The following is a 23,200-nucleotide window of genomic DNA, read 5'->3' as shown; positions in this document are numbered from 1 at the left end:
ACGCTACCGGGAGTTTTCCGGCCGCCTGCATTGGTGAGGCCGGGTTAACGATATGTGGCGGCGAAAACGAGCGTATCGATTGCAAAAGACCGCAAAAACGTTGGTGACGCTCTGCTAACCATCGGTGTCGGCGCAGCATTCTGTCGCATCGCCAATGGTGCGAGGCGATCTGCTCGCACACCTCTCTTTGTCGAGGAAAGGTGTGCGGATGCCCGGATGACCGCTATTTCTTCTCGAGCGCGGCGGTCTGCTTGGCGAGCTGCTTGTCGAAATCCTCCGACAGGGTTGTGGCGTAGGCTGCGAGCTCACCCGGCTTGACGAACGGGTTCGGTGCGCCGTCCTTCATTTCGGCGCGCTTGGCCTGCATGCCATAGACCTCCGGATGCGGCCCGAGCAGCACGTCGATCTTCATCGCCTTCACCTTGGCGTAGGTCGCACGGTAGTCGTCGACGATTCCGGCATGGGTCGGCTGGCCGACCAGCCGGTTCAATGCCACCGTGCCGCTACAGAAGAACAGCACCTTGCGGTCCTGATTGCCGTCCTTGACGGTCATTTCCCAGCTCGTGCAGCCCGGCGAGTGGCCAGGAGTCGCATGCGCCGTCAACGTGGTGTCGCCGAGCGTGACCTTGTCGCCTTCCTTCACGGCGCGATCGACCTTCACTGTGGGGAAGGCGAGATCCTCGTTCTTCTCGTCGCCAGGATAATAGCCGCCCTCCAGCAGCGGCTTGTCGCGTTCACCGGCCACGAGCTGTGCACCGGTCTCCTTCTTGATCTCGGCGAAGCCGCCGGTGTGGTCGAAATGCGCGTGCGTATTGAGGATGATCTTGATGTCGGAGACCTTGAGACCGAGCTTGGCAATGTTGTCCTTGATCATGCCGGTGGATTCCGGAAGCGCCGTATCCATCAGGATCAGGCCCTGTGAGGTCTTGATGATGTAGACGGCGATGCCGTCGGTGCCGACATAGTAGATGTTGCCGATGAGCTGGAACGGCTCGAACGGCGTGGTCCATTTCTTGGTGACCGCCGCAATGAAATCCTTGACGGTCTGCGCCTGCGCGCCGGTTGCGAGGAACGCCAATGCACAGAGCGCGGCCGTGAGCTTTTTCATCGTTTGTCTCCCAGATTGTTCTTGCAGATTGTTCTTGTCGTCTTGATCGGGCGCGGCCTTCGCGCGGCCGGCCGGCAAGCTACGTCGTGCGAGGTGCGGCAGCAACGGCCACATGTCTGAAAAATGTCGTGGCGTGCGCGGAATAACCGTGCCCGTCCGTTTTGAGCATGGCGGCCATCGCTGCAACGCGGCCGGTTGGGGTTTGACCGCGCGCAGTCGGCTCGCCATACTTTGCCCCAAGGCGAGCCAGAAAGACTCGTCGGCATCGGGAGCTGAAATGACCAGATCATCCTCCGTCCTTGCGGGGACGCTGAGTTTCCTCGTCTCCTTCACTTCAATTGCCTACTCGCAGCCGGCCTGCGTCACCCAGAACATGGTGATGCCGCCTGGGGCCAACAGCACCGACAAGGCGGCCCCGTTCTTTATCGATACGACGGGTCTCGATTTCAAGACGGCGCCTCCGACGCGCGATCCATCCAATCCCAATTACCCGCGCGCGACCGAGCTTCCTGACGGAACGCTGCCGCCACCGGGTGCCGAGGGCAATTTTATCATCGGCCCCACCCACAATCCTGCGCCGGAGACGATCGCGAGGGAGGGTGTGCCGCGCGGGACGACAAAATCCTTCACGCTGCCGTCGAAGGAGAGCACCATCTACAATCCCGGCCTGATCCGCGACGACGTCGCCGGCTGCACCAACTCCTCGATCATGACGACCGTCACGGCGCCGGACGACAAGTCGCACATGATAGTCACCACCAGCCACCCCGGCATCTGGTCGCGCGCCATCGACGTCTATGTGCCGGCGCAATATGTGCGCGGCACCGAGGCGCCGTTCATCGTGGTCGGCGACGGCGGCTCCAACGCCTACAAGGATCTCGCCGTCACGCTCGACAATCTGATCGCGCAGCGCCGCGTGCCGCCGATGATCGCGATCCAGATCGGCAATGGCGGGCAGGACGCGCAGGGCAGTCAGCGCGGCCGCGAATATGACGCGGTGTCAGGGGCCTACGCGCAGTTCGTCGAGCGTGAAGTGCTGCCGCTGGTCGAAAAGAATGCCGACGTCAAGCTGACCAGAAATCCCGATGGGCGTGCGACCATGGGGCTGAGTTCGAGCGGTGTGGCAGCCTTCACCATAGCGTGGTTCTATCCCGATCTCTATCACCGCGTGCTGGCGTTCTCGCCGACCATGGTCAACCAGCAATGGCCGCACGACCCGTCGCTGCGCGGCGGCGCCTGGGAATATCACAGCGCATGGACGGGGCCGGCCACACCCAATCTCATTTCCAAGGCTGGCGTGCTCACGCCGGCCGAGCCGCCCGGCGTGCCGCTGATCGTCGCTGCGCCGGCCAAGCCGATCCGCTTCTGGTTCTTCGGCGGCGACCAGGACCTGTTCTATCCGAACCCCACCATTCCCGACGGCATGCACGACTGGACCCTGTCCAACGCGCTGATGGCCAAGGTGCTGGCGGAGAAGGGCTACCACTATCAGTTTCTGTTCGTGCGCAACGCCAAGCACGTCGACCGTCCCACGATCGCGCAGACGCTGCCGTCGGCGCTGGAGTGGGTCTGGAAGGGCTATCCGATCCCCTGAGCGCAGGGAATAAAGGGTCAGGCGAGAGCGGCCTGGCGTTCCCGCATTGGTTCGCGGACCCGATCGGGTTTCCCCGGCTCGGCGAGCCGCGTAAAACTGCGCTGGCTTGCATGCGCGGGTGCTTCGACAATCACGCCTTCGCAAACGATCTGTCCACCGAGCATCCGGAATTCCAGCTTGTCGTAGCGCGGCATCGTCTCGCCGGGCGCGGGCGGCAGCAGCCCGACACTGCCCTGGATGTTCAGTGTGGCATCACCGGCGCCGTGAAGGCGCGGATTCCACATCCTGATCCCGGTCTCCGCCCAACGCTGCCGGATCAGCGTGGCGCGGTCGGCTGGTTCTGCGATCTTTGCACGGATCTTCGGCGCGCCAGTGATCTCCGGAGCGGGGGCCTCGAGGGCCGGCTCCGGCGCAACATCCGTGACGACGCTGGGCGTGTCGTCGGCGACTTTCGCGGCGCTGGGGGAGGAATCGCTGTCGATGCTATCCTCAGCGACATGCTCCGCCGAGATTTCGCGATCGGCAAGCGCCACACACGCATCGTCGAGAGTTGAGCGAGTATCCACGTCGACGGTAGCGGAATGCTCGTCGTTGACGGCGAGAGCGGGGGCATCAACCGGGACGACCTCGACCGCGGCATCGGCGGACGAGGCCTCCTCCGCGACAACGGGCTCAACGGCCGCAAGCTCGGGAGATGCATCGCTGTTGGTGATGAGTTCGGGGACGTCGACCGGCTCGCGCACGACCTCGATGGTCGCGACCGACGCTTCCTCCACGACGACCGGCTCGACGTCCGCCGCCGTCTCCCGGGAGGATTCGTCGCTGCCGCTGATATCGGCTGGCGCTTCCGACGGGCTCTCCGCGATGACAGGGCTGGCGCTGTCGTCTTCGGCCGAAGCCGCGACCGCGGCGTCGCAGTGCGACGTATCCACGCCGATGCTGGTGTCGAGAACCTCCGCGGCTACTGCAATGTCAGCAACAATGGCGGATGAGGCGTCTGCGGTATCAGGCGCGACCGCGATGCTGCCGCCGTGCGGCGCAGGCCGAAGCCGGGTCAACGCCCATTTCACCGCGGGGATGCGGCGCAGCAACGATATCAGTCTCGAAAGCACTGGGAGTTGTCCAAGAGGTACTCGGCTTGAGGCCATCGCTGATTCGCCAGCAATGTAAAAATCCCCGGCTGTCACACTGATGTCAATGTAGGTGGGACCAATTGCAGAACATCCAAGCCTTTAGAGCGCGCGGCTGCGAGTTAGCCGGCGTGACTGTAGTCAAGCTGCAGCCCCGCCAACACGTTTCGTTCGACACCAAGACCTTCGCGTATGACATCGGCGAGCTTTGGCGGCACGAAGACTCTTGGAGAGGGGACGATCGCCCCTCTCCGGACTTCCGATCGATGCAAGCCTACTTTCCGGAGCCCGCGCCGCCGCCGGCCTGGCTGCCCATGTTGTTCGTGTTGCTGCCGCCGGCCGACGGAGTCTGCTTGCCCTTGCTGTCGGCGGCCTCGTTCTGCATGTTCGACGACGCGCCGGTCGTCATGCCCTTGGTCGCGGGGCCCCGCGACGAAGGGCCGACGTCGCCATGGCCGGATGCGCCTGGGGCGGGTTGTGTCTGCGCAAAGGCGCCGCCGGTCGCCAGCGCCATGATGCATGCGGATGCCAAAATGATCTTCTTCATCTGGTTTCCTCCTGGGTTGACTTGAGGACAACTTGCGCGCGGAGCGGACGTTCCTCACAGGGAAGCGTCGCGAGGATCATGACCAAGCACGTTGCGGTGCTTGTCGAGGTTCCCTGTACGGCTCTATCGACGGTAGAGTTTGGAACATCGGGCATCTGGTGTAAGGACGAGGCATGAAAAAGATAATGACTCTCGGAGCGATTCTGCTCTGGTCCACGATCGCAGTCGCGCAGGAGCGCGCCATCACCGTGGCCTCGACGACGTCGACGGAACAGTCGGGGCTGTTCGGTTACTTGCTGCCGCTGTTCTCGAAGGCCGCGGGCATCGACGTGAAGGTCGTTGCCGTCGGTACGGGCCAGGCGCTCGACATCGGGCGGCGCGGCGATGCAGACGTCGTGTTCGTCCATGACAGGCCCGCCGAGGACAAGTTCATGTCCGAAGGGGAGGGCGTGAAGCGCTTTGATGTCATGTACAACGACTTCGTCATTGTCGGGCCGAAGAGCGATCCCGCGAAGATCGCCGGCGGCAAGGACGTGGCCGATGCGCTGCGCAAGATCGCCGCCGCGAAGGCGCCGTTCATCTCGCGCGGCGACAAGTCCGGCACGCACGCGGCCGAGCTACGGCTGTGGAAGGAGGCAGGCATCGACCTCGGTGCCGCCAAGGACGGCTGGTATCGCGAGATCGGCCAGGGCATGGGTCCGGCCCTGAACATGGCGTCGTCGTCGAATGCTTATCTGCTGTCGGACCGCGGCACCTGGTTGTCATTCAAGAACCGCGGCGAGCTTACCGTCCTGACGGAAGGCGACAAGCGGCTGTTCAACCAGTACGGCGTCATGCTGGTCAATCCGGCCAAGCATGCGAACGTGAAGGCGCAGGACGGGCAGGCCTTCATCGACTGGCTGATCTCTCCTGGGGGGCAGGAGGCCATCGCCGGCTACAAGGTCGGGGGCGAGCAGCTATTTTTCCCCAACGCGTCCCACTAGCAGGAAGGCGACGGTGGACACTGCGACGCTGAGTGCGAGCAGGATCAGCCCGAGCCCGAGCGCCAGCGGCAGGTCGCCCTTGCTGGTCTCCAGCGCGATCGCCGTCGTCATCGTGCGCGTGAAACCGCGGATGTTGCCGCCGACGATGAGGATGGCGCCAACCTCCGCGATCGCGCGCCCGAAGGCTGCTAGAAAGGCCGTCAGCAGCGAGGTCCGGCCCAGCGCGAACAGCAAGCCGATGCTGCGCAACGTCGACAGCCCGTCGATCCGCGCCAGGTCGCCATACTCCGCCCACAGCAGGCTCGCCGGGCGGTGGACGAGTGCAACCACGATCGGTGTTGCGAGCAGCGATTGCGCAATCACCATGGCCGTTGGCGTAAACAACAGGCCGGCGGCCCCGAACGGGCCGGATCGTGACAGCAAAAGATAGAGTGCGAGCCCGACCACGACCGGCGGAAGACCAAGCAAGGCATTGGTGAGGACGATGATGACCTGCCGCCCGCGGAACCGGGTGATCGCAAGCAGCGCCCCGAACGGCGCCCCGATCAGAAGCGCGAGGATGCTGGCGGTGAGGCTGACGCGCACCGACAGCCCGACGATGGCCAGAAGCTCCGCATCGGCCTCGCCGATCAGCGTGAACGCGGCGCCGACGGATCGCGCGAAGTCGTTCATCCGTGCCTGAGCTTCGGCGCCCGCCGCGATGTCTCGCGTGCGCCGATTTCGGGACTGCGGAGGTGATTCACGTTTATTTCCCTGAGGGGATCGTCCTGCAAAGCAGGCGGCGGAGCGGTTTGGTAACCCGAATTGGACCGGAAATCAAAGCCTTGCGCAGCATGGCACGAGGTGGCGTTCGGCCTCATCGTTTTGACTTTGCCTGATGCGGGGACCGTCGGGGCTCAGATCAAGCCGCGCAGCACTTCAATAAGCCGGGCACACTCTGCCTCCGTTCCGACCGTGATGCGCAGGAAGTTCTCGATGCGTGGCTTGCCGAAATGCCGGACCAGAACGCCACGCTGGCGAAGCGCTGCCGCGAGATCTGCTCCGCTCCGGCTTCGATGGCGCGCGAAGACGAAGTTGGCGAGCGACGGCAACACCTCGAAGCCGAGTTGTCTGAGGTCGCGGGCCAAGGTTTCGCGGCTCGCGATGATACGGGCACGGGTGTCTCGGAACCAGCCGTCGTCCTCGATGGCGGCGGCGGCGCCGGCCATCGCGAGGCAATCGACGGGATAGGAGTTGAAGCTGTCCTTCACGCGTTCCAGCGCTTCGATCAGCGGTCGTTGGCCGATGGCAAAACCAACCCGCAGGCCAGCGAGCGAGCGCGACTTCGAGAAGGTCTGGATGACCAGCAGATTGTCGTGGCGTGCAACCAGCGGCACGGCGCTCTCGGCGCCGAAATCGACATAGGCCTCGTCCACCACCACCAGCCGGTCCGGCTGTTCGGCGAGCAGCGATGCGATTGCGTCGCGCTGAAGGGCAATGCCGGTAGGAGCGTTCGGATTGCAGAGGAGGATGGCACTCGATGGCCGCCTGTAGTCGGAGATATCGATCCTCATCGCAGCATCGAGCGGCACCTCGTCATGCGTTATTCCATAGAGGCCGCAATAAACAGGGTAGAAGCTGTAGGTGACGTCGGGGAATAGAAGCGGTGGTTCGTGCTTCAGAAGCGCCTGGAAGGTGTGGGCCAGAACCTCGTCGGAGCCGTTGCCGACGAACACTTGCTCGGGCGCCACATCGCAATGGGCCGCGATCGCCTCACGCAGGCGCGTTGCGCGCGGATCGGGATAAAGGCGCAGCCGCTCCACGGCCGCTGCGATCGCCGCGAGCACGCGCGGCGAGGGCGGGTAGGGATTCTCGTTGGTATTGAGCTTAACGATGCCGTCCTGCTTGGGCTGCTCGCCGGGGACGTAGGGCGAAAGCGTGTGGACGACCGGACTCCAGAAACGGCTCATGATCTCCAATCCGAATGTGATCGGGCACAGTAGGGTATACGGGAGCTCCGCGGAAGTGCGCCTGCATTCAGCAATCCCAGGCAAATCTGCACGAGGCTTACTGCCGGAGACGTTCCCAAGCGCGCCCCCTATGCTAGGGTCATCGCACCACCGCCCAGAATGAAAACAAGAACGAAGGCTGACGCGCCCCAGGCGCGGAACGGCCGAAAAGAGAGGAACATATGCCGGGTGCAGCCCTTCCCACCGCTCCCTCGATTCCGACCGCGCCAGTGACCTCAGCCGTTCTCGACCGCTTGCGGGCCATCGTCGGCGACAAAGGCCTGATCCTGGACGAGCAGGACAAGCTGCCCTTCGTGACCGACTGGCGCGGCGAGTTGGCGGGGCAGGCGGCGGCGGTCGTGCGTCCGGCCAGCACCACGGAAGTCTCCGCTGTCGTCAAGCTCTGTTACGACAACGGCATTGCCATCGTTCCGCAAGGTGGCAACACCGGCCTGATGGGCGGCGCTACGCCGTGGCCCATGCACCGCGGCATCGTGCTGTCGCTCGGTCGCATGAACCAGGTGTTGAATATCGATCCCGTCGGCTATGCCATGACCGTGGAGGCAGGCTGCATCCTCGAGACGCTTCAGGACACAGCCGCGCGCCACGACCGCCTCTTTCCGCTCAGCCTCGGTGCTCAGGGCTCGTGCATGATCGGAGGTAATCTGTCCACCAATGCCGGCGGCGTGCAGGTGCTGCGTTATGGCAATGCGCGAAATCTGGTGTTGGGTCTGGAGGTCGTGCTGGCTAATGGCGATATCTGGGACGGCCTGCGTGCGCTCAAGAAGGACAACACCGGCTATGACCTCAAGCATCTGTTCATGGGCGCCGAAGGGACGCTCGGCATCATCACCAAGGCGGTGCTGAAACTCTGGCCGGCGCCGAAAGACGTGTGCACGGCATGGCTCGCGATTCGCGATCCCAAGTCTGCTATCGACCTTCTGTCGGAGGCGCATGCTGCTTCCGATGACAATGTCGGCTCCTGTGAGCTCATCAGCCGTGCGTGCACCGACATGGTGCTGCGGCACATTCCCGGCACCCAGGATCCTCTCAAGGCTGAGACCGAATGGTATCTCCTTCTCGAATGGTCGTCGGCCCGGCCACGGCAGGACGGTGGCACGGGCATGTCGGACAGGATGGAGCAGTTCCTGGCCGACCAGCTCGAGGCGGGCCGGGTGCTGGATGCGGTGATCGCGCAAACCGAAACGCAGTCGCGCAACATGTGGCGAATTCGCGAGAGCGTGGCCGAGGCATCGCGCACCGAAGGTCCGGGCTTGAGCTACGACGTCTCGGTCGCGGTCTCAAGGATTCCCGAGTTTATCGACAGCGGTCTCGAGGCCGTGCTCGCAATCCTGCCGCCGATCCGCCCCTATCCGCTCGGCCATATCGGAGACGGCAATGTGCACTTCTCCTTCATGGGTCCGAAGGGCATGGACCGCGATACGCTGTCCCAGTATTCCGCAGCAATCACACGGGCCGTCAACGACCTCGTTACCTCCATGGGCGGCTCGATCTCGGCGGAACATGGCATCGGCATCGAGAAGCTCGACGAGCTCCAGCACTATCGCTCCCGGATCGAGCTCGACATCATGCGCACGATCAAGCGGGCGCTCGATCCCAAGAACATCATGAATCCGGGCAAGGTGCTTCGTCTCGGTTGAGGCGCGTCCACCTCGAGCCCGGTGCTCCCCGCACCCTCGCGCCCTCCGGGGACGGGATGCCGCAGATCGGCCGGGCCAAACGGGCCGGGGCACCAAATCACGCCGTTTCGCGACCGAAAGGCGGCTTTATTCCCGCCTTGGATGCTTTAATGAAGGGACAAGATCAGGTCGCACCCGCCCGGGGGCGGTGCTAGACCCTGATGCAGGAACAATGGGGCGGGGCCGGTAGGGCACGTCCGTAAGGATAAAGGATTTGAGGCAATGATCCAAACCGTTGGCATCATCGGGGCAGGGACCATGGGGAACGGCATCGCGCAGATTTGTGCCGCGGCCGGGCTTTCGGTCGTGATGGTCGATATTTCCGATGCGGCGGTGAACCGCGGGATTTCGACGGTCGGCGGCAGCCTCGAGCGCCTGGTCAAGAAGGAGAAGATGTCGGCGGGCGATCGCGACGCCACGCTCAAGCGCATCACCGGCACCACCGATCGCGCCAAGCTCGTCGATTGCGATCTCGTCATCGAGGCCGCGACCGAGAACGAGGAACTCAAGCTCAAGATCCTGAAGGATCTCTGTGCGACGCTGTCGCCGCGCACGCTGCTCGCCACGAACACCTCGTCGATCTCGATCACGAAGCTCGCCGCCGCGACCGACCGCCCCGACCGCTTCATCGGCATGCACTTCTTCAATCCGGTTCCGGTCATGGCGCTGCTGGAGCTCATCCGCGGCTTGCAGACTTCCGACGACACCCACGCCAAGGCGCTCGATTTCGCCAAGCGCGTCGGCAAGGTGGCGATCACGGCCAAGAACAGCCCGGGCTTTGCCGTCAACCGCATCCTGTGCCCGATGATCAACGAGGCGATCTTCGCGCTGCAGGAGGGGATTGCGACGGCGGAAGAGATCGATGCCGGCATGAAGCTCGGCTGCAACCATCCGATCGGGCCGCTGGCGCTCGCCGATCTCGTCGGGCTCGACACCATGTTGTCGGTGATGGAGGTCTTTTATAAAGGCTTCAACGACCCCAAATACCGTCCAGCTCCCCTGCTCAAGGAAATGGTCGACGCCGGCCATCTCGGCCGCAAGACGGGGCAGGGCTTTTACACCTACGGCGCCTGACAATGGCGCAGGCGGCGGGCGTTGAGTGCTCGCCGCCGGCCCCCGCGATTTGCGCTGCGACAAAGACGCCGCGCGCAATCGGCCTGACAATGTCGAACGGGCGTCCTGCGGGAACAACGGAACGGATAACAAGGGACATGTCGGATCGACTGAAGGCCGAGCGCGAGGCTGCGGCCGCGCGGCGGAATTTGCTGACCCAGGACGCGATCGAGCGCACGGGGATCACCGAAGAGATGATCGGGGAACTCGTGACCCGTTTCTATGGCCGCGTCCGCGAGGATGCGCTGGTGGGGCCGGTGTTCGCGATCGTGCAGAATTGGGACGAGCATCTGGCCAAGCTCCGGGATTTCTGGTCGTCGGTCGTGCTGATGAGCGGCCGCTACCATGGTTCGCCGATGCGGGCGCATATGCCACTGAACCTGGTCGGGGATCATTTCGACCGCTGGCTCGATTTGTTTGAACAGACCGCGCGCGAGGTCTGCCCGCCGCAGGCAGCCGCGCTGTTCATCGACAGGGCGCGCCGCATCGCCGACAGTTTCGAGATGGCGTCGGCGACCTTGGCCGGACGCATCGCTGCGCCGCGTCACGTGCTCCGCTCCTAGAATACAGAATGCCTGCCTGAGAAATGCGCAGCCGCATTGATGGCGCTACGATCGCGCCGAGCGTCGGCGCATTGCACCAATACCGGCAGCATTGATCTGATCTGCAAAATCATCATGCCGGTCGCGTAGCGTGACGTTGCAATTAGAAAAATGCGCGCAAATGCGCGTGTTCGCGTTCAATCAGTGCGAGCATAACCGTGTGATGCACTGCGGGAAAAAATCTTTGCCTTTTTTTCGGCAGAGTTCCAGCGCCTGCTTGTGAACATGTCGAGTGCATCGTTCAACCCATCCTCTTCATCCTCCGACAACACAGCGGAATCCGAAGCTGACGCTTGCACGGAGCAAACCCGGCGGGCACTCTTGAAGAGTGCGCTGGCCACCACGGCGTGCTTCGCCTGTTCCACGCAGGTCCACGCGGGCGAGGATGCGCCCGGCTCCGACGAGCGGCCTCAGAAGGGCGATCTGCTCGTCTTCGCCGAAGGCGATCAGGAGGGAAAGCCCGTCACCGCGGCCGCTCTGTCGGCCGGCGGACCGCCGGTGCATGCCTGGCCGAAAGATCCAAAGACATCGGTCGTGCGCAGCGCCTCGCGCCTCAACGAGATCTTGATCATCCGCCTCGACCCCGCCGAGCTCGACGAGCAGACAAAAGCGCGCGCCGTCGACGGCATCCTCGCCTATTCGGCAATCTGCTCGCATGCCGGCTGTCCTGTCACGGCGTGGGTGAAGAGCGATGTCGGCGACAAGGAAGTGCTCAAATGCATGTGCCACAACTCCGAATACGATCCTCGCGCGGGCGCGCAGGTCGTGTTCGGGCCGGCGCCGCGACGGCTCGCTGCGCTGCCGCTGGCGCTGGCTGACGGCTCGCTCAGCGTCGCCGGAAACTTCGTCGGAAAGGTAGGTGGCGCGCAGCCGGGATGATGGGCGTGCGGGTTGTGCCCGCGTCATGAGAGACCGCATCCGCCGATGGGTGGACGACGGGACGAACGACAAGAATTCAAAACAAGAATTCAAAACGGATGAAAAAGGGGAACGCCATGACCAGGAAGCAGTGGTTACTGTCCGGCTTCGTCACCTTCACGTGTCTTGCATCGACTCTTGCCTCGACCGCCGCCGTATCAGGCCCGATCGAGAACTACGCGCCGGTCACCGCGCAGCGGTTGGAAAACCCGGAGCCCGCCAATTGGATGCTCTACCGGCGGACCTATGACGGGCAGGGCTACAGCCCGCTCGACCAGATCAACACCTCGAATGTAAAGAACCTCACCCCGGTCTGGACCTTCGCGACCGGCGTGGTCGAAGGTCACGAGGCGCCGCCGATCGTCAACAACGGCGTGATGTTCGTTGCGACCCCGATGGGGCAGGTGATCGCGCTGAACGCCAAAACGGGCGACGAATATTGGCGCTACAAGCGGCAGCTTCCCGACGACCTATTCCAGTTGCATCCGACCAGCCGCGGCGTCGGCCTATGGGAGGACAAGCTCTATCTCGCCACCACAGACGACCATGTCGTCGCGCTCGATGCCAAGACCGGCAAGGTGGTGTGGGACACCAAGGTGCAGGACTACAAGAAGGGCCAGTACATGACCCTGATGCCGCTGATCGTCGACGGCAAGGTCATCGTGGGCGGCTCCGGCGGCGAGTTCGGCGTGCGCGGCTATGTCGCCGCCTACGATGCCAAGGACGGCAAGGAGCTGTGGCGGACCTATACCATCCCGGGCGAAGGCGAACCCGGCCACGACACCTGGCAGGGCGAGGACTGGAAGAACGGCGGCGGCTCGGCCTGGATGACCGGTAATTACGACAAGGACACCAAGACGATCTATTGGGGCGTCGGCAACGCCGCGCCGTGGCCCGGCGAGATGCATCCCGGCGACAATCTCTATACCTCCTCGGTGCTCGCGCTCGATCCGAACACCGGCAAGATCAAGACCCATCACCAGTATCACCAGAACGATTCCTGGGACTGGGACGAAGTCGAAGCGCCGATGTTGATCGACCTGCAACGCGACGGCCGCAACATCAAGAGCCTGGTCCATCCGGGACGCGATGCGATCTTCTGGATACTCGAGCGCACGCCGACCAAAATCAACTACGTCGCCGGCTGGCCGTTCGTCTCCACTGACGTCTGGAAGGGCATCGACGCCGAGAGCGGCAGGCCGATCGTCGATCCCGCGCACAAGCCCGTGGTCGGCAAGCGCGTGGAGTTCTGTCCATCGCTGTGGGGCGGCAAGGATTGGCCGTCGGCGGCCTACAGCCAGAAGACCGGCCTCGTCTACGTGCCCGCCAACGAGAATTTCTGCGGTGGGTTCACCGGCGAGAAGGTTCCGCTCAAGCCCGGCGAGCTCTGGCTCGGCACCAAGCCGGAGGACATCGGCCTGAAGACGAAGCCGGGTGCCGATCATTTCGGCGAGCTCCAGGCTTGGGATCCCGCCACGGGCAAGAAGGTGTGGCAGCACAACTTCCCCAAGTCGCAGCTGTTCGGATCGGTGACGGCGACCGCAGGCGATCTCGTCTTCGTGGGTGGTACCAACGACCGCAACTTCCGCGCCTTCAACGCCAAGAGTGGCGAGCTGCTCTGGGAGCAGAAGACCAACTCCGGCATCATGGGCATGCCGGTGTCCTATGAGATCGACGGCACGCAATACATCGCGATCCAGTCGGGATGGGGCGTGGATGCGCAGCGCATCCAGGATGCACTCGTGACCAACAACATCGGCATCGAAGCCAACGTGCCGCAGGGCGGCGTGATCTGGGTGTTCGCGCTGAAGAAGTAAGCTCCGCTGGCGGATCGAAAGAAGCGGAGTGTCAGGGGGCAAATGCGGCGGACGGCAACGTCCGCCGCATTTTGCGTCGGCGTCCTCCCTTCTCCCTTTGCGGCAGAAGGTGGCGCGAAGCGCCGGATGAGGGGTTCTATCCGCGCATCACAATGTGCGAGACTCACGCAGGCATACCCCTCACCCAAGCGGGGTCGTGGCAACCGGCGTCGCTGCCCTCTCCCGCAAGGGGAGAAGGCATATCGCTGCGCTTCGGCGAAGAAGTAGATCCGACAATCACGGCGTCAAAACGCCGATGCGCGAGATCGCTACTTCCCCTCGCGCTCGACCTTGTCCTTTGCCTTCTGGTTCATCTCGCGAACCTTGGGATCGGGATTGTGCTGCCCGGTGGTCTGGCTGGTCGAGGGCGGCGTGGCATTGGCGTTGGGCAGTGAGTTCTGGTCCGGCGTGCTGGGGCGCGTCGCGGTGGTCGGCGGTGTGGTGTTGCTCTGGGCGTATGCGCCAGTGGCCGTCAAAAGCAAGGCGCTCGACAGCAACGAGACTGCGAGCGCCTTTGAGGTATGGGTCATCGATCTGCTCCTGTCAGATCGATGCAAACGGCGCGAGGCCGCCTTGTGTTCCCGCCTTTATGCTTCCAATTGCTTGCCGAGCGGAAGGCTGCGGATGCGCTTTCCGGTCGCGGCGAAGATGGCGTTCATCAGCGCCGGCGCGAATGGCGGGACGCCGGGCTCGCCCACGCCGCTCGGCGGCGTGTCGGATCCTGGCGGCACGATGTAGACGTTGGTCACAGCAGGGGATTCGTCGATCCTGAGGACCTGGAAGTCGTCGAAGTTCTTCTGCTGCACCTTGCCGTCCTTGAAGGTGATCTCGCCGTATTTGGCCAGACTGAGCCCCATGATCGCCGCGCCCTCGATCTGGGAGGCGATGCGCTCGGGGTTGACATAGGTGCCGCAGTCGATGGCGGTGTCCACCCGCGGCACGGTCAGCTTGCCCTTGTCGTCGACGGCCACCTCGACGATGGTCGCGATATAGCTGACGAAGCTGCGGTGCACTGCGATGCCGAGGCCATGGCCCTTCGGCACCTGACGGCCCCATTCGCCCTTCTCGGCGACCAGCTCGACCACCTTGCGCAGGCGCGCGGTGTCGATCGGATAGCTATCCATCGGTTCGCCGTAGTTCCACATGTCCTTCACAGCAGGCTTGACGATGCGCGGGCTGCCGATCAGCGCGAGCAGCGTCTCCTTCTGGTCGCGGCCGGTTGCATGGGCGATCTCGCCCACCATCGACTGGACCGCGAAGGCGCGCGGGATGTTCGAGACCGAGCGGAACCAGCCGATGCGGGTGAACGCCGCGGCCTCCGGGTTCTCGCAGGAGATGTTGGCGATCTCGAAGGGCATGTCGACGAGGCCCATGCCGAGCTCGAAAGGCGCCTGGTGCTTTGCATCTGCCGCAAACGTCGAGCCGATGCTCGGGGCCACGCTGCGATGGCGCCACGCGATCACCTTGCCGCTTTTGTCGAGCCCCGCCTCGATCCGTTCCACGGAGACCGTGTGCAGGAAATCGTGGTGGACGTCGTCCTCGCGCGTCCACTGCACCTTGACCGGGACGCCGAGCTCCTTCGACAGCAGCGCGGCCTCGAGCGCAAAGTCGCATTTCGACTTGCGGCCGAAGCCGCCGCCGAGCAGCGTGACGTTGACGGTGACATTGCCCTCGGGAATGCCGAGCGTCTTCGCAACGTCCTCGCGCGTGCCGCCCGGGCTCTGCACCGGCGCCCAGATCTCCGCCTTGTCGCCCTTGACGTCGGCGACCGCCACCGGCGGCTCCATGCTGACATGGGCAAGATGCGGCAGATAATATTCGCCGACGACGACCTTGTCGGCGCCCTTCAGAGCAGCCTCGGCGTCGCCTTCCTGGCGCACCACAAGACCCGGCTTGCGCGAGGCCTCCTCGAGCTCCTTGCGGTAGGCGACGGAATCGTATTTGCCGTTGGCGCCGTCGTCCCAGGTCAGCTTCAGCGCGTCGCGGCCCTTGATCGCCGCACCGGTGTTGCGCGCGATCACGGCAACGCCGCCGAGCGGCTGGAATTTCGACGGCCACGGCCAGCCGCGCACCTGCATCACCTTCTCGACACCGGGGACCTTCAACGCCGCGTCCGGATCGAACGAGACCAGCTTGCCGCCGGTCACTGGCGGGCGCGCGATCACGGCATACTTCATGCCAGGCAGCCGCACGTCGGCGCCGTAACGCGCCTTGCCGGTGGTAATGTCGTGGAGATCGACGATGCCGATCTGGCCCTTGCCGAGATAGCGGAAGTCCTTGGGGTCCTTCAGCTTGAGCCCTTCGATGCTCGGCACCGGTTCCTTGGCGGCATCGGCTGCGAGCTCGCCGAAGCCAAGCTTGCGGCTCGTTGCGCTGTGGACGACCTCGTGATTGACGGCCTTGACCTCGGTTGCCGGCACACCCCAGCGTTTCGCGGCGGCTTGCTCCAGCATGGTGCGGGCGGAGGCACCGATCTGGCGCATCGGCATCAAATAATGCCGCGTGCTGCGCGAGCCATCGGTGTCCTGGTTGCCGAACTTGACCTCGTCGCCATGGGCCTGCTCCACCTTGACCCTGGCCCAGTCGGCTTCCATCTCCTCGGCCACGATCAGCGGCAGGCTGGTGCGCACGCCTGTGCCCATCTCGGCGCGGTGAGCAAGGATGGTGACGGTGCCGTCGGGTGCGACCGCGACGAATACGCGCGGATCGACCACGACGCCGTGCGGCATCTTGCCGGCGCCGGTCTCGTAGGCGAACGCCTGGCGCGACATCACGGGCGCCGCGAGCACGAAGCCGCCTGTGATGCCGAGCCCCTTCAGGATGCTGCGGCGCGAAACCTTCTCGACCTTGATGTTCTTCTCGAAGCCACGAAGCTTCTTCGGGTTGTCGATGAAATTCATGTCACACTCCCGTCGATGCGAGATGGACCGCATTCTCGATGCGCTGGTAGCAGCCGCAGCGGCAGATGTTGCCGGACATCGCTTCGCGGATCTGGTCGTGCGACGGCTTTGGGTTGTCCATCAGCAGCGCAGCCGCCTGCATGATCTGGCCCGCCTGGCAGAAGCCGCATTGGGGAACGTTGACTTGGCGCCAGGCCTTCTGCACCGGGTGATCACCGTTCGGATGCAGTCCCTCGATCGTCGTGATCTCGCGGCCGGCGACGTCGTTGATCGACGTGATGCAGGCGCGCACGGCTTCCTTGTCGACGATGACAGTGCAGGCGCCGCACAGGGCCTGGCCACAGCCGAACTTGGTGCCGGTCAGACCGGCCTCGTCGCGCAGGAACCAGAGTAGCGGGAGATCCGGGTCGCCGTCCCAGCTCTGTTCCTGGCCGTTGATCTTCACCTTGATCATGATCGTCCCTCGCTCTTCATAAGCTTGTTGATTTCAGATTTTCCAGATGCCGGTCGGTGCAATGTCCGCTGCGCGGCGTCGCATTCCAGCGGTCATCCCGCGCGGGCAGATCCCGGCAGGACTCAGGAATGCCAATGTCATGTCCGGATGTGTTCGATACCTCCCGTCGTGTTCTTGATTATTGAATTCGCGCGGCATCGTCACGTCGCGATCTTAGCAAGGATCGCTTCGGTCTAGCATTCACAGCCGAGTGTTCTCTAGTCAGCTGTTCTCGATGGGAAAAGATTGCAACGAAGGTTTGTCAAAAGCAGGGCGCCGCATCTCGCCGCGCGCATCTCGATATGGGGACAACAAAAAAAAGCTTCGTCCGCCAGAACACCTGTGCGGACGAAGCAGGATGCCTCAGTCGAGGGAGGGAGAAACGCAAGCGCCGCGCACTTCAAGCGGGAAGTGGTGGCCCTGCGCAGTCATTCAGAGACCAGGACTGAGGGAGCTGACGGCCCCCACACAGGTGCAGTCGAGAAGCGGCGGCATCGCCGCGATCGTCCCGGCCGGCTCCGTCCGCTCGCTGGGTGTGGTGGAACCAGCGAGCGAATGGGGCGCGGCAAACGTCAGGCGGCCTTTGCTCAGGCGGCCTTGGCCTTCGCGACGTGGGTCGCGATCGCGTCCATCAGCGCCGGCGACAGGCAGTCATAGGGCTCAAGTCCAAGCTCCTTGAACCGAGCCCGTATTCCGCCCATCTGCTCCGGCTTCACGCCCGATTCGATCACCGACGAGACGAAGGCGGCGAATTGCGGCGCCTGCGAACCCTGCTCCTGGAACAGTTCGGGGTGGATGAAGTCGAGGCCGTAGAACGGGTGACTCTTGTTCTCGATGCGGCCGTACATATGCGTGCCGCAGGCCTTGCAGGCGTAGCGCTGGATCGCCGCCGATGGATCGACGATCTGGAGCTTGTCGCCGTTCTCGAGCACGGTGACGTTCTGGCGGGGTACCACGGCGACGACGGAGAAATTCGCGCCCTGCGGTTTCCAGCACTTGGTGCAGCCACAGGCATGGTTATGCGCGACGTCGCCCTTGACGGCGACCTTGACCTGATGGTCGCTGCATTTGCATACGAGCGTGCCGCCGGCGAAGCTGCCGCTGCCCTGTTTGATGCCGTTATCGATCGAGGGATGGAGTGCAACAGTCATGGGTCGATCCTCCTTGGGGTGACGCTTTTCGAGCTAGAACACGACGACTGAACGGATCGATTTACCCTCATGCATCAGGTCGAAGCCTTTGTTGATGTCTTCGAGCTTGAGCGTGTGGGTAATCATCGGGTCGATCTGGATCTTTCCGTTCATGTACCAGTCGACGATCTTCGGCACGTCGGTGCGGCCCCGCGCGCCGCCGAAGGCGGTGCCGCGCCAGTTTCGCCCGGTGACGAGCTGGAACGGGCGGGTAGCGATCTCCTTGCCGGATTCGGCAACGCCGATGATGATCGAGGTGCCCCAGCCACGATGGCAGGCCTCCAGCGCCTGGCGCATCACCGTGGTGTTGCCGGTGCAGTCGAAGGTGTAGTCGGCGCCGCCGTCGGTCAGGGTCACGAGATGTGGGACGATGTCGCCGGTGATCTTCTTGGGATTGACGAAATCGGTCATGCCGAACCGGCGTCCCCATTCCTCCTTGGAGTCGTTGATGTCGACGCCGATGATCTTGTCCGCGCCAGCCATCTTGGCGCCCTGGATCACGTTCAGGCCGATGCCGCCGAGCCCGAACACGACAACGTTGGAGCCCGGCTCGACCTTGGCGGTGTTGACGACGGCGCCGACGCCGGTGGTGACGCCGCAGCCGATGTAGCAGCTCTTGTCGAACGGCGCGTCCTCGCGGATCTTGGCGACCGCGATCTCCGGCAGCACGGTGAAGTTCGAGAAGGTCGAGCAGCCCATATAGTGGTAGATCGGCTTGCCCTTGTAGGAGAAGCGGCTGGTACCGTCGGGCATCACGCCTTTGCCCTGCGTCGCGCGGATCGCGGTGCAGAGATTGGTCTTCTGGCTAAGGCAGCTTTTGCATTGCCGGCATTCCGGCGTGTAGAGCGGGATGACATGGTCGCCCGGCTTCACCGAGGTCACGCCAGGACCGATCTCGCGGATGATGCCCGCGCCCTCATGCCCCAGGATCGACGGGAAAATTCCCTCGCTGTCGAAGCCGTCGAGCGTGTAGGCGTCGGTATGGCAGATGCCCGTCGCCTTGACCTCGACCAGGACTTCGCCGACCTTCGGTCCTTCCAGATCGACTTCGACGATCTCGAGCGGCTTCTTGGCTTCGAAAGCGACGGCGGCACGTGTCTTCATCTTAAGCTCCTCAAATTCCAGCAGGGCGCCAAGAACCAGGTCCTGGTCGGGCTCCGCTCGTTCACTTCTTGCCCATGCACGAATCTTCGTTCTTGGTATAGGCGTCGTTCTTGTCCTCGTGCTTGCCGGGTCTTGTGCGGCCCCAGGCCTCGTTGGATCGGGCGCGCAGATAGACGTAGAGATCGTCCATGTAGCAGGCGACGTTCGGGTTATCGCCGAAAGCCGGCATCACGTTCTCTGCGGCAGTCGAGATGTTCTTGCGGCCGGAGGCGACGACGCCGAGAAAGTCGGCATAGCTCATCGTCTTCAGCGAATCCTTCAGCGCCGGGGCGTAGGTCGAGCCCATGCCATCCGGGCCGTGACACACATGGCAGTCCGAGTGATAGCGGCGGTATCCGGAATAGGTGTACCAGTCGACGGATCCGTCGGTGATCTTATAGGTTGGATTGCCTTCCTTGTCGGACCATTCGCCGGTTTCGTTCTGCTTGACGGCAGTCGGATCGCCTGAGCCGTCCGCGACGGCAATTCCCCCGGACGCGACCAAGAACATCGCAGCAATGGCAGAGCAGATTTTACGCAAGAGATTTTCCTCGGAAGGCATTCGGTGAGACGAGCCGGCGCGTGGAGTTGATCCACGCGCCGGAGCGATGCTGAGAGGCCTAGTTGGGCAGCGAGAACACGGTCAGCGTTCCGCCGAGTGCCGTGTAGTTGCTGAGCGCCGCGTAGCCACCGACTGCGCCGAGACCGGCGGTCGGATCGGTCAGGCCTGCCGCCAGACCGATACCGGCCCAGCCGCCCACGCCCGAGAGCACTGCGACATACTGCTTGCCGCCGTTCTCATAGGTGGTGACGTTGCCGATGATGCCGGAGGGAGTCTTGAACTTGTAGAGCTCCTTGCCGGTCTTGGCGTCGACTGCCTTCAGGTAGCCTTCGAGCGTTCCGTAGAACACCACGTTGCCTGCGGTTGCGAGCGCGCCCGACCAGACCGAGAACTGCTCCTTGTTCGACCAGACGATCTTGCCGGTCTTGCCGTCCCAGGCGATGAAGTTACCCATGTGGGTTTCACCCTGCGGCGGATACATCGAGAGCGTCGCACCCACATAGGGCTGGCCCGCAGTGTAGCTCACCTTGAACGGTTCGTAGTCCATGCAGACGTGGTTGGTCGGAACGTAGAACAGCTGCGTGTCCGGCGAGTAGGCTGCCGGCTGCTCGTCCTTGGTGCCGAGCGCGGCCGGGCAGATGCCCTTCACGTTGTGGTCCTCGCCCGCCTTGTCGGTCGAAGCGGTGTCGAGCACCTTCGGGCGGCCGTAGGTGGCCGAGTTCTTGTCCATATCGACGCCGGAGGTCCAGTTCACCTTCGGATCGTACTTTTCGGCGACCAGGAGCTCACCGGTGGCACGATCGAGCGTGTAGCCGAGGCCGTTACGATCGAAGTGCGTCAGCAGCTTGCGCGGCTGGCCGTTGATGGCCTGGTCCGAGAGGATCATCTCATTGACGCCGTCATAATCCCACTCGTCGTGGGGCGTCATCTGATAAACCCACTTGGCTTGGCCGGTGTCAGGGTTGCGAGCCCAGATCGTCATCGACCATTTGTTGTCGCCGGGACGCTGCTTCGGATTCCAGGTCGAGGGATTGCCCGATCCGTAGTAGACGAGGTTCAGCTCGGGATCGTAGGAGATCCAGCCCCAGGTGGCGCCGCCGCCGATCTTCCACTGATCGCCTTGCCAGGTCTTGAGGCTGGAATCCTTGCCAATCGGCTTGCCGAGCGCGGTGGTCTTCTCTGCATCGACCAGGATTTGATCATCCGGTCCTTCGGAGTAGCCGCGCCAAGCCAGCTTGCCCGTCTTGATGTCGTAGGCGGTCATATGGGCTTGAACACCGAACTCGCCGCCGGAGATGCCGATCAGCACCTTGTCCTTGACGACCATGGGGGCCGAAGTACCGGTCTCGCCCTTGCTGGCGTCGCCGTTCTTCGCGGTCCATGCCACCTGACCGCTCTTGGCATCGAGCGCGACGAGCGTGGTGTCGGCCTGATGCAGGAAGATCTTGCCGTCGCCATAGGCCAAGCCGCGGTTGACCGTGTCGCAGCACATCACCGGGATCACATTCGGATCCTGCTTCGGCTCGTACTTCCAGACGATCTTGTTCTCGTTGGAAAGGTCAATAGCGTAGACCTTGTTCGGGAACGGCGTGTGGACGTACATCATGTTGCCGATGATCAGCGGGCCGCCTTCGTGGCCGCGCAGCACGCCGGTCGAGAAGGTCCAGGCGACCTGGAGCTTGCCTACGTTTTGTGCGTTGATCTGGTTCAGCTTGGAATAGCGGGTGTTGGCGTAGTCGCCCGTCGGCATCACCCAGTCTTTCGGGTTCTGCGACATCTTGAGCACTTCGTCGTTGGCCGACGCGCTGCCGACGGCGAGGGCCGCCGCGGAGCCAAGATAGGCCGCGAGTAGTACCTTGCGCATAGTCATTCCTCCATTGGTCTCGTTTATTGTTTCCGAAGCATTGCTTAATCGCCGGGCTTTTCGTCCGGCGTCTGCTCGTGCAGGGCGGTCACGATTGGGACCAGAAACGATGCTGTGGTGTTTCCTCCTCCTGATGAGAGCCACGGGTCCACGTGCGGAGCGGCCCGTTCTTGTTGTTCCTGATGCAATCCCTAACGACTTCGTTATCGGGAAACTTGCCCAAGAGAGAAGCTGGTTTGCTTGACAGCGCACGGCCGCGAAGATTTTGATTTTGCAGTAGCGAATTCAGCGGCTTCCGCAGCGCTTTGGGACCGTCTCCCACGCTTAGGTTCCCCTTGACGGCGCTGCAACTAAGGCGGAGGATTAACTTACAAGGGTGGCATTGGAACGACGGCGCTCGTTCTGGAAGATCGCTCAAAATCGAGGTAAACGTCACGCAATCACGGTTCAGGGCTCCGGCAGCGCGGCTCGCGATTCGCGTAAAATCTCCGGATCAAACCAGTGGCTGGATTAATGTCCGACACGATTCACACGCTCTCGACGACGGGCATGACGCCGAAACGTCAGATCCAAAGCTGGATCGACGGGCTGACGAGCCTGTGCGGGCATTTCGACGTCGATCCGCTCGAAGCGTCTTCGCTCGAAGGCCGCATCGACTACACCAGCGTCTCGCGCCTGAAGCTCTGCCAGATCGAGGTCAGCCAGCATCGGATTGCGCACACGCTGGCGCGCGCCAAGGCCAATGAACACCCGTATATCAAGATCCACTTCCAGACTTACGGTGTGTCCTATTTCGAGCAGGAAGGCCGCCACATCGAGCTGAACCCGGGGGACATCATCGCCTATGACGTCTCCTGTCCGCATTCGATCATCAGCCCCGCTTTCACGCGCCATGACGTGGTGATCGTGCCAAAGGCGCTGCTGCGCGACCGCGGATTCCCGTCGCAGCGAATGCCCGCCTGCAAATTGACCTCACGCACCGGGACGGGGCGGATCGCCCATGATTTCGTCCATGCGACCTTCGACGAGGCGGCGAAGCTGTCGGCGAACAGTGCGGTCGGCGTCGCCGATTCGCTGATCGACCTCTTGCTGCTGCCGCTGCGCGAGGCCGACACGATGCTCGATCGCGTCGGGCCCGAAGCGACCTATGTGCGCGCGCAGTTCTTCATCCGCGAGCATTTGCGCGATCCGGATCTGTGCATCGACCAGATTTCCGGCGAGCTCGGCTGCTCCAAGCGTTATCTGCACATGCTGTTCTCGGAGCGCGGCACCACGGTGAGCGACTACATCTGGCAGGCGCGTCTTCAGAATTGCCGCCAGGAGCTCGAGGCCCACGCCGGCAAGACCATCACCGACGTCGCATTCTCCTGGGGCTTCTCCAGCTCATCGCATTTCAGCCGGGTGTTCCGGAAATATTTCGGCGTGGTGCCGTCCTCGATCCACAAGGCGCAACAGGGCGCGGTTGCGGCGGACGAGCACTAGGCAAACGCCAGGTTCGGCGTCGACGAC

The 23,200-nt window shown here is 63.3% G+C and carries 20 protein-coding genes; 8 read left to right on the top strand and 12 right to left on the bottom strand.

All coding sequences use genetic code 11. From position 1 onward, the window contains the following. Positions 1 to 223: 223 nt before the first annotated feature. Entirely contained in the window at positions 224 to 1,108 is an 885-nt protein-coding gene (gene blaBJP / locus ABIB80_RS36185; protein WP_007601339.1) for a BJP family subclass B3 metallo-beta-lactamase, read from the bottom strand. Between the two features lie 277 nt (positions 1,109 to 1,385). Between blaBJP and ABIB80_RS36180 the strand changes: the two genes are divergently transcribed. Beyond that, positions 1,386 to 2,702: an alpha/beta hydrolase gene (locus ABIB80_RS36180; protein ID WP_007601341.1), complete on the top strand. Its 1,317-nt coding sequence runs from the start codon at positions 1,386 to 1,388 to the stop codon at positions 2,700 to 2,702. Between the two features lie 17 nt (positions 2,703 to 2,719). Here the strand turns inward: ABIB80_RS36180 and ABIB80_RS36175 are convergent, their stop codons facing one another. Beyond that, entirely contained in the window at positions 2,720 to 3,814 is a 1,095-nt protein-coding gene (locus ABIB80_RS36175) for a hypothetical protein (RefSeq protein ID WP_007601343.1), read from the bottom strand. A gap of 292 nt (positions 3,815 to 4,106) precedes the next feature. After that, the gene (locus ABIB80_RS36170; RefSeq protein WP_007601345.1) at positions 4,107 to 4,379 is read right to left on the bottom strand and encodes a hypothetical protein; all 273 of its coding nucleotides are present in this window, start codon (positions 4,377 to 4,379) and stop codon (positions 4,107 to 4,109) included. Between the two features lie 173 nt (positions 4,380 to 4,552). Between ABIB80_RS36170 and ABIB80_RS36165 the strand changes: the two genes are divergently transcribed. Then, positions 4,553 to 5,362 (top strand): ABC transporter substrate-binding protein, encoded by an 810-nt coding sequence (locus ABIB80_RS36165; RefSeq protein WP_007601348.1) that lies wholly within the window; start codon positions 4,553 to 4,555, stop codon positions 5,360 to 5,362. Here the strand turns inward: ABIB80_RS36165 and ABIB80_RS36160 are convergent. After that, positions 5,336 to 6,034, bottom strand: coding sequence for an ABC transporter permease (locus ABIB80_RS36160; protein ID WP_007601350.1), 699 nt, complete (start codon positions 6,032 to 6,034; stop codon positions 5,336 to 5,338). The two genes, ABIB80_RS36165 and ABIB80_RS36160, sit on opposite strands and share 27 nt — an antisense overlap. Before the next feature lie 224 nt (positions 6,035 to 6,258). Further along, entirely contained in the window at positions 6,259 to 7,311 is a 1,053-nt protein-coding gene (gene hisC, locus ABIB80_RS36155; protein ID WP_007601352.1) for a histidinol-phosphate transaminase, read from the bottom strand. A 221-nt stretch (positions 7,312 to 7,532) separates the two neighbouring features. Here hisC and ABIB80_RS36150 point away from each other — a divergent pair, with 221 nt between their 5' ends. The 5 genes from ABIB80_RS36150 to ABIB80_RS36130 all read left to right on the top strand — a co-directional run bounded on the left by ABIB80_RS36150 (position 7,533) and on the right by ABIB80_RS36130 (position 13,500). Further along, positions 7,533 to 9,011, top strand: coding sequence for an FAD-binding oxidoreductase (locus ABIB80_RS36150; RefSeq protein ID WP_007601354.1), 1,479 nt, complete (start codon positions 7,533 to 7,535; stop codon positions 9,009 to 9,011). A 261-nt stretch (positions 9,012 to 9,272) separates the two neighbouring features. Further along, entirely contained in the window at positions 9,273 to 10,124 is an 852-nt protein-coding gene (locus tag ABIB80_RS36145) for a 3-hydroxybutyryl-CoA dehydrogenase (protein WP_007601357.1), read from the top strand. A gap of 137 nt (positions 10,125 to 10,261) precedes the next feature. Continuing rightward, the gene (locus ABIB80_RS36140) at positions 10,262 to 10,726 is read left to right on the top strand and encodes a group III truncated hemoglobin (RefSeq protein WP_354129297.1); all 465 of its coding nucleotides are present in this window, start codon (positions 10,262 to 10,264) and stop codon (positions 10,724 to 10,726) included. A 264-nt stretch (positions 10,727 to 10,990) separates the two neighbouring features. Next, on the top strand, positions 10,991 to 11,644 hold the full coding sequence (locus ABIB80_RS36135; RefSeq protein ID WP_007601359.1) for a QcrA and Rieske domain-containing protein: 654 nt from the start codon (positions 10,991 to 10,993) through the stop codon (positions 11,642 to 11,644). 116 nt (positions 11,645 to 11,760) lie between these two features. Beyond that, positions 11,761 to 13,500, top strand: coding sequence for a methanol/ethanol family PQQ-dependent dehydrogenase (locus ABIB80_RS36130; protein WP_007601360.1), 1,740 nt, complete (start codon positions 11,761 to 11,763; stop codon positions 13,498 to 13,500). 308 nt (positions 13,501 to 13,808) lie between these two features. Here ABIB80_RS36130 and ABIB80_RS36125 read toward each other — a convergent pair whose 3' ends face one another. From ABIB80_RS36125 to xoxF5, 7 genes are all read right to left on the bottom strand, one after another. Beyond that, positions 13,809 to 14,069 carry a hypothetical protein gene (locus ABIB80_RS36125; protein ID WP_007601361.1) on the bottom strand — a complete coding sequence of 87 codons (261 nt, stop codon included), beginning with the start codon at positions 14,067 to 14,069 and terminating at the stop codon, positions 13,809 to 13,811. Positions 14,070 to 14,126: 57 nt separating this feature from the next. After that, a complete protein-coding gene (locus ABIB80_RS36120; RefSeq protein WP_007601362.1) occupies positions 14,127 to 16,439 on the bottom strand; it encodes a xanthine dehydrogenase family protein molybdopterin-binding subunit in 2,313 nt (770 codons plus the stop codon). Position 16,440: 1 nt separating this feature from the next. Next, complete coding sequence (locus tag ABIB80_RS36115; RefSeq protein WP_007601363.1) at positions 16,441 to 16,893, bottom strand: (2Fe-2S)-binding protein; 453 nt, start codon at positions 16,891 to 16,893, stop codon at positions 16,441 to 16,443. A 626-nt stretch (positions 16,894 to 17,519) separates the two neighbouring features. Next, positions 17,520 to 18,083 carry an S-(hydroxymethyl)glutathione synthase gene (gene gfa / locus ABIB80_RS36110; RefSeq protein WP_007601364.1) on the bottom strand — a complete coding sequence of 188 codons (564 nt, stop codon included), beginning with the start codon at positions 18,081 to 18,083 and terminating at the stop codon, positions 17,520 to 17,522. A gap of 33 nt (positions 18,084 to 18,116) precedes the next feature. Continuing rightward, a complete protein-coding gene (locus ABIB80_RS36105) occupies positions 18,117 to 19,226 on the bottom strand; it encodes an S-(hydroxymethyl)glutathione dehydrogenase/class III alcohol dehydrogenase (protein WP_007601365.1) in 1,110 nt (369 codons plus the stop codon). A 61-nt stretch (positions 19,227 to 19,287) separates the two neighbouring features. Next, on the bottom strand, positions 19,288 to 19,776 hold the full coding sequence (locus ABIB80_RS36100; protein WP_007601366.1) for a c-type cytochrome, methanol metabolism-related: 489 nt from the start codon (positions 19,774 to 19,776) through the stop codon (positions 19,288 to 19,290). Between the two features lie 109 nt (positions 19,777 to 19,885). Next, positions 19,886 to 21,691 carry a lanthanide-dependent methanol dehydrogenase XoxF5 gene (xoxF5, locus tag ABIB80_RS36095; protein WP_007601367.1) on the bottom strand — a complete coding sequence of 602 codons (1,806 nt, stop codon included), beginning with the start codon at positions 21,689 to 21,691 and terminating at the stop codon, positions 19,886 to 19,888. Between the two features lie 513 nt (positions 21,692 to 22,204). Between xoxF5 and ABIB80_RS36090 the strand changes: the two genes are divergently transcribed. Then, positions 22,205 to 23,173: a helix-turn-helix domain-containing protein gene (locus ABIB80_RS36090; protein ID WP_007601369.1), complete on the top strand. Its 969-nt coding sequence runs from the start codon at positions 22,205 to 22,207 to the stop codon at positions 23,171 to 23,173. Positions 23,174 to 23,200 lie beyond the last annotated feature (27 nt).

It is taken from the genome of Bradyrhizobium sp. i1.15.2 (genome assembly GCF_040548425.1).
GTDB lineage: Bacteria > Pseudomonadota > Alphaproteobacteria > Rhizobiales > Xanthobacteraceae > Bradyrhizobium > Bradyrhizobium canariense.
Note: the sequence above shows the minus strand (reverse complement) of the source record. Positions and strands in the feature narration are given on the sequence as shown.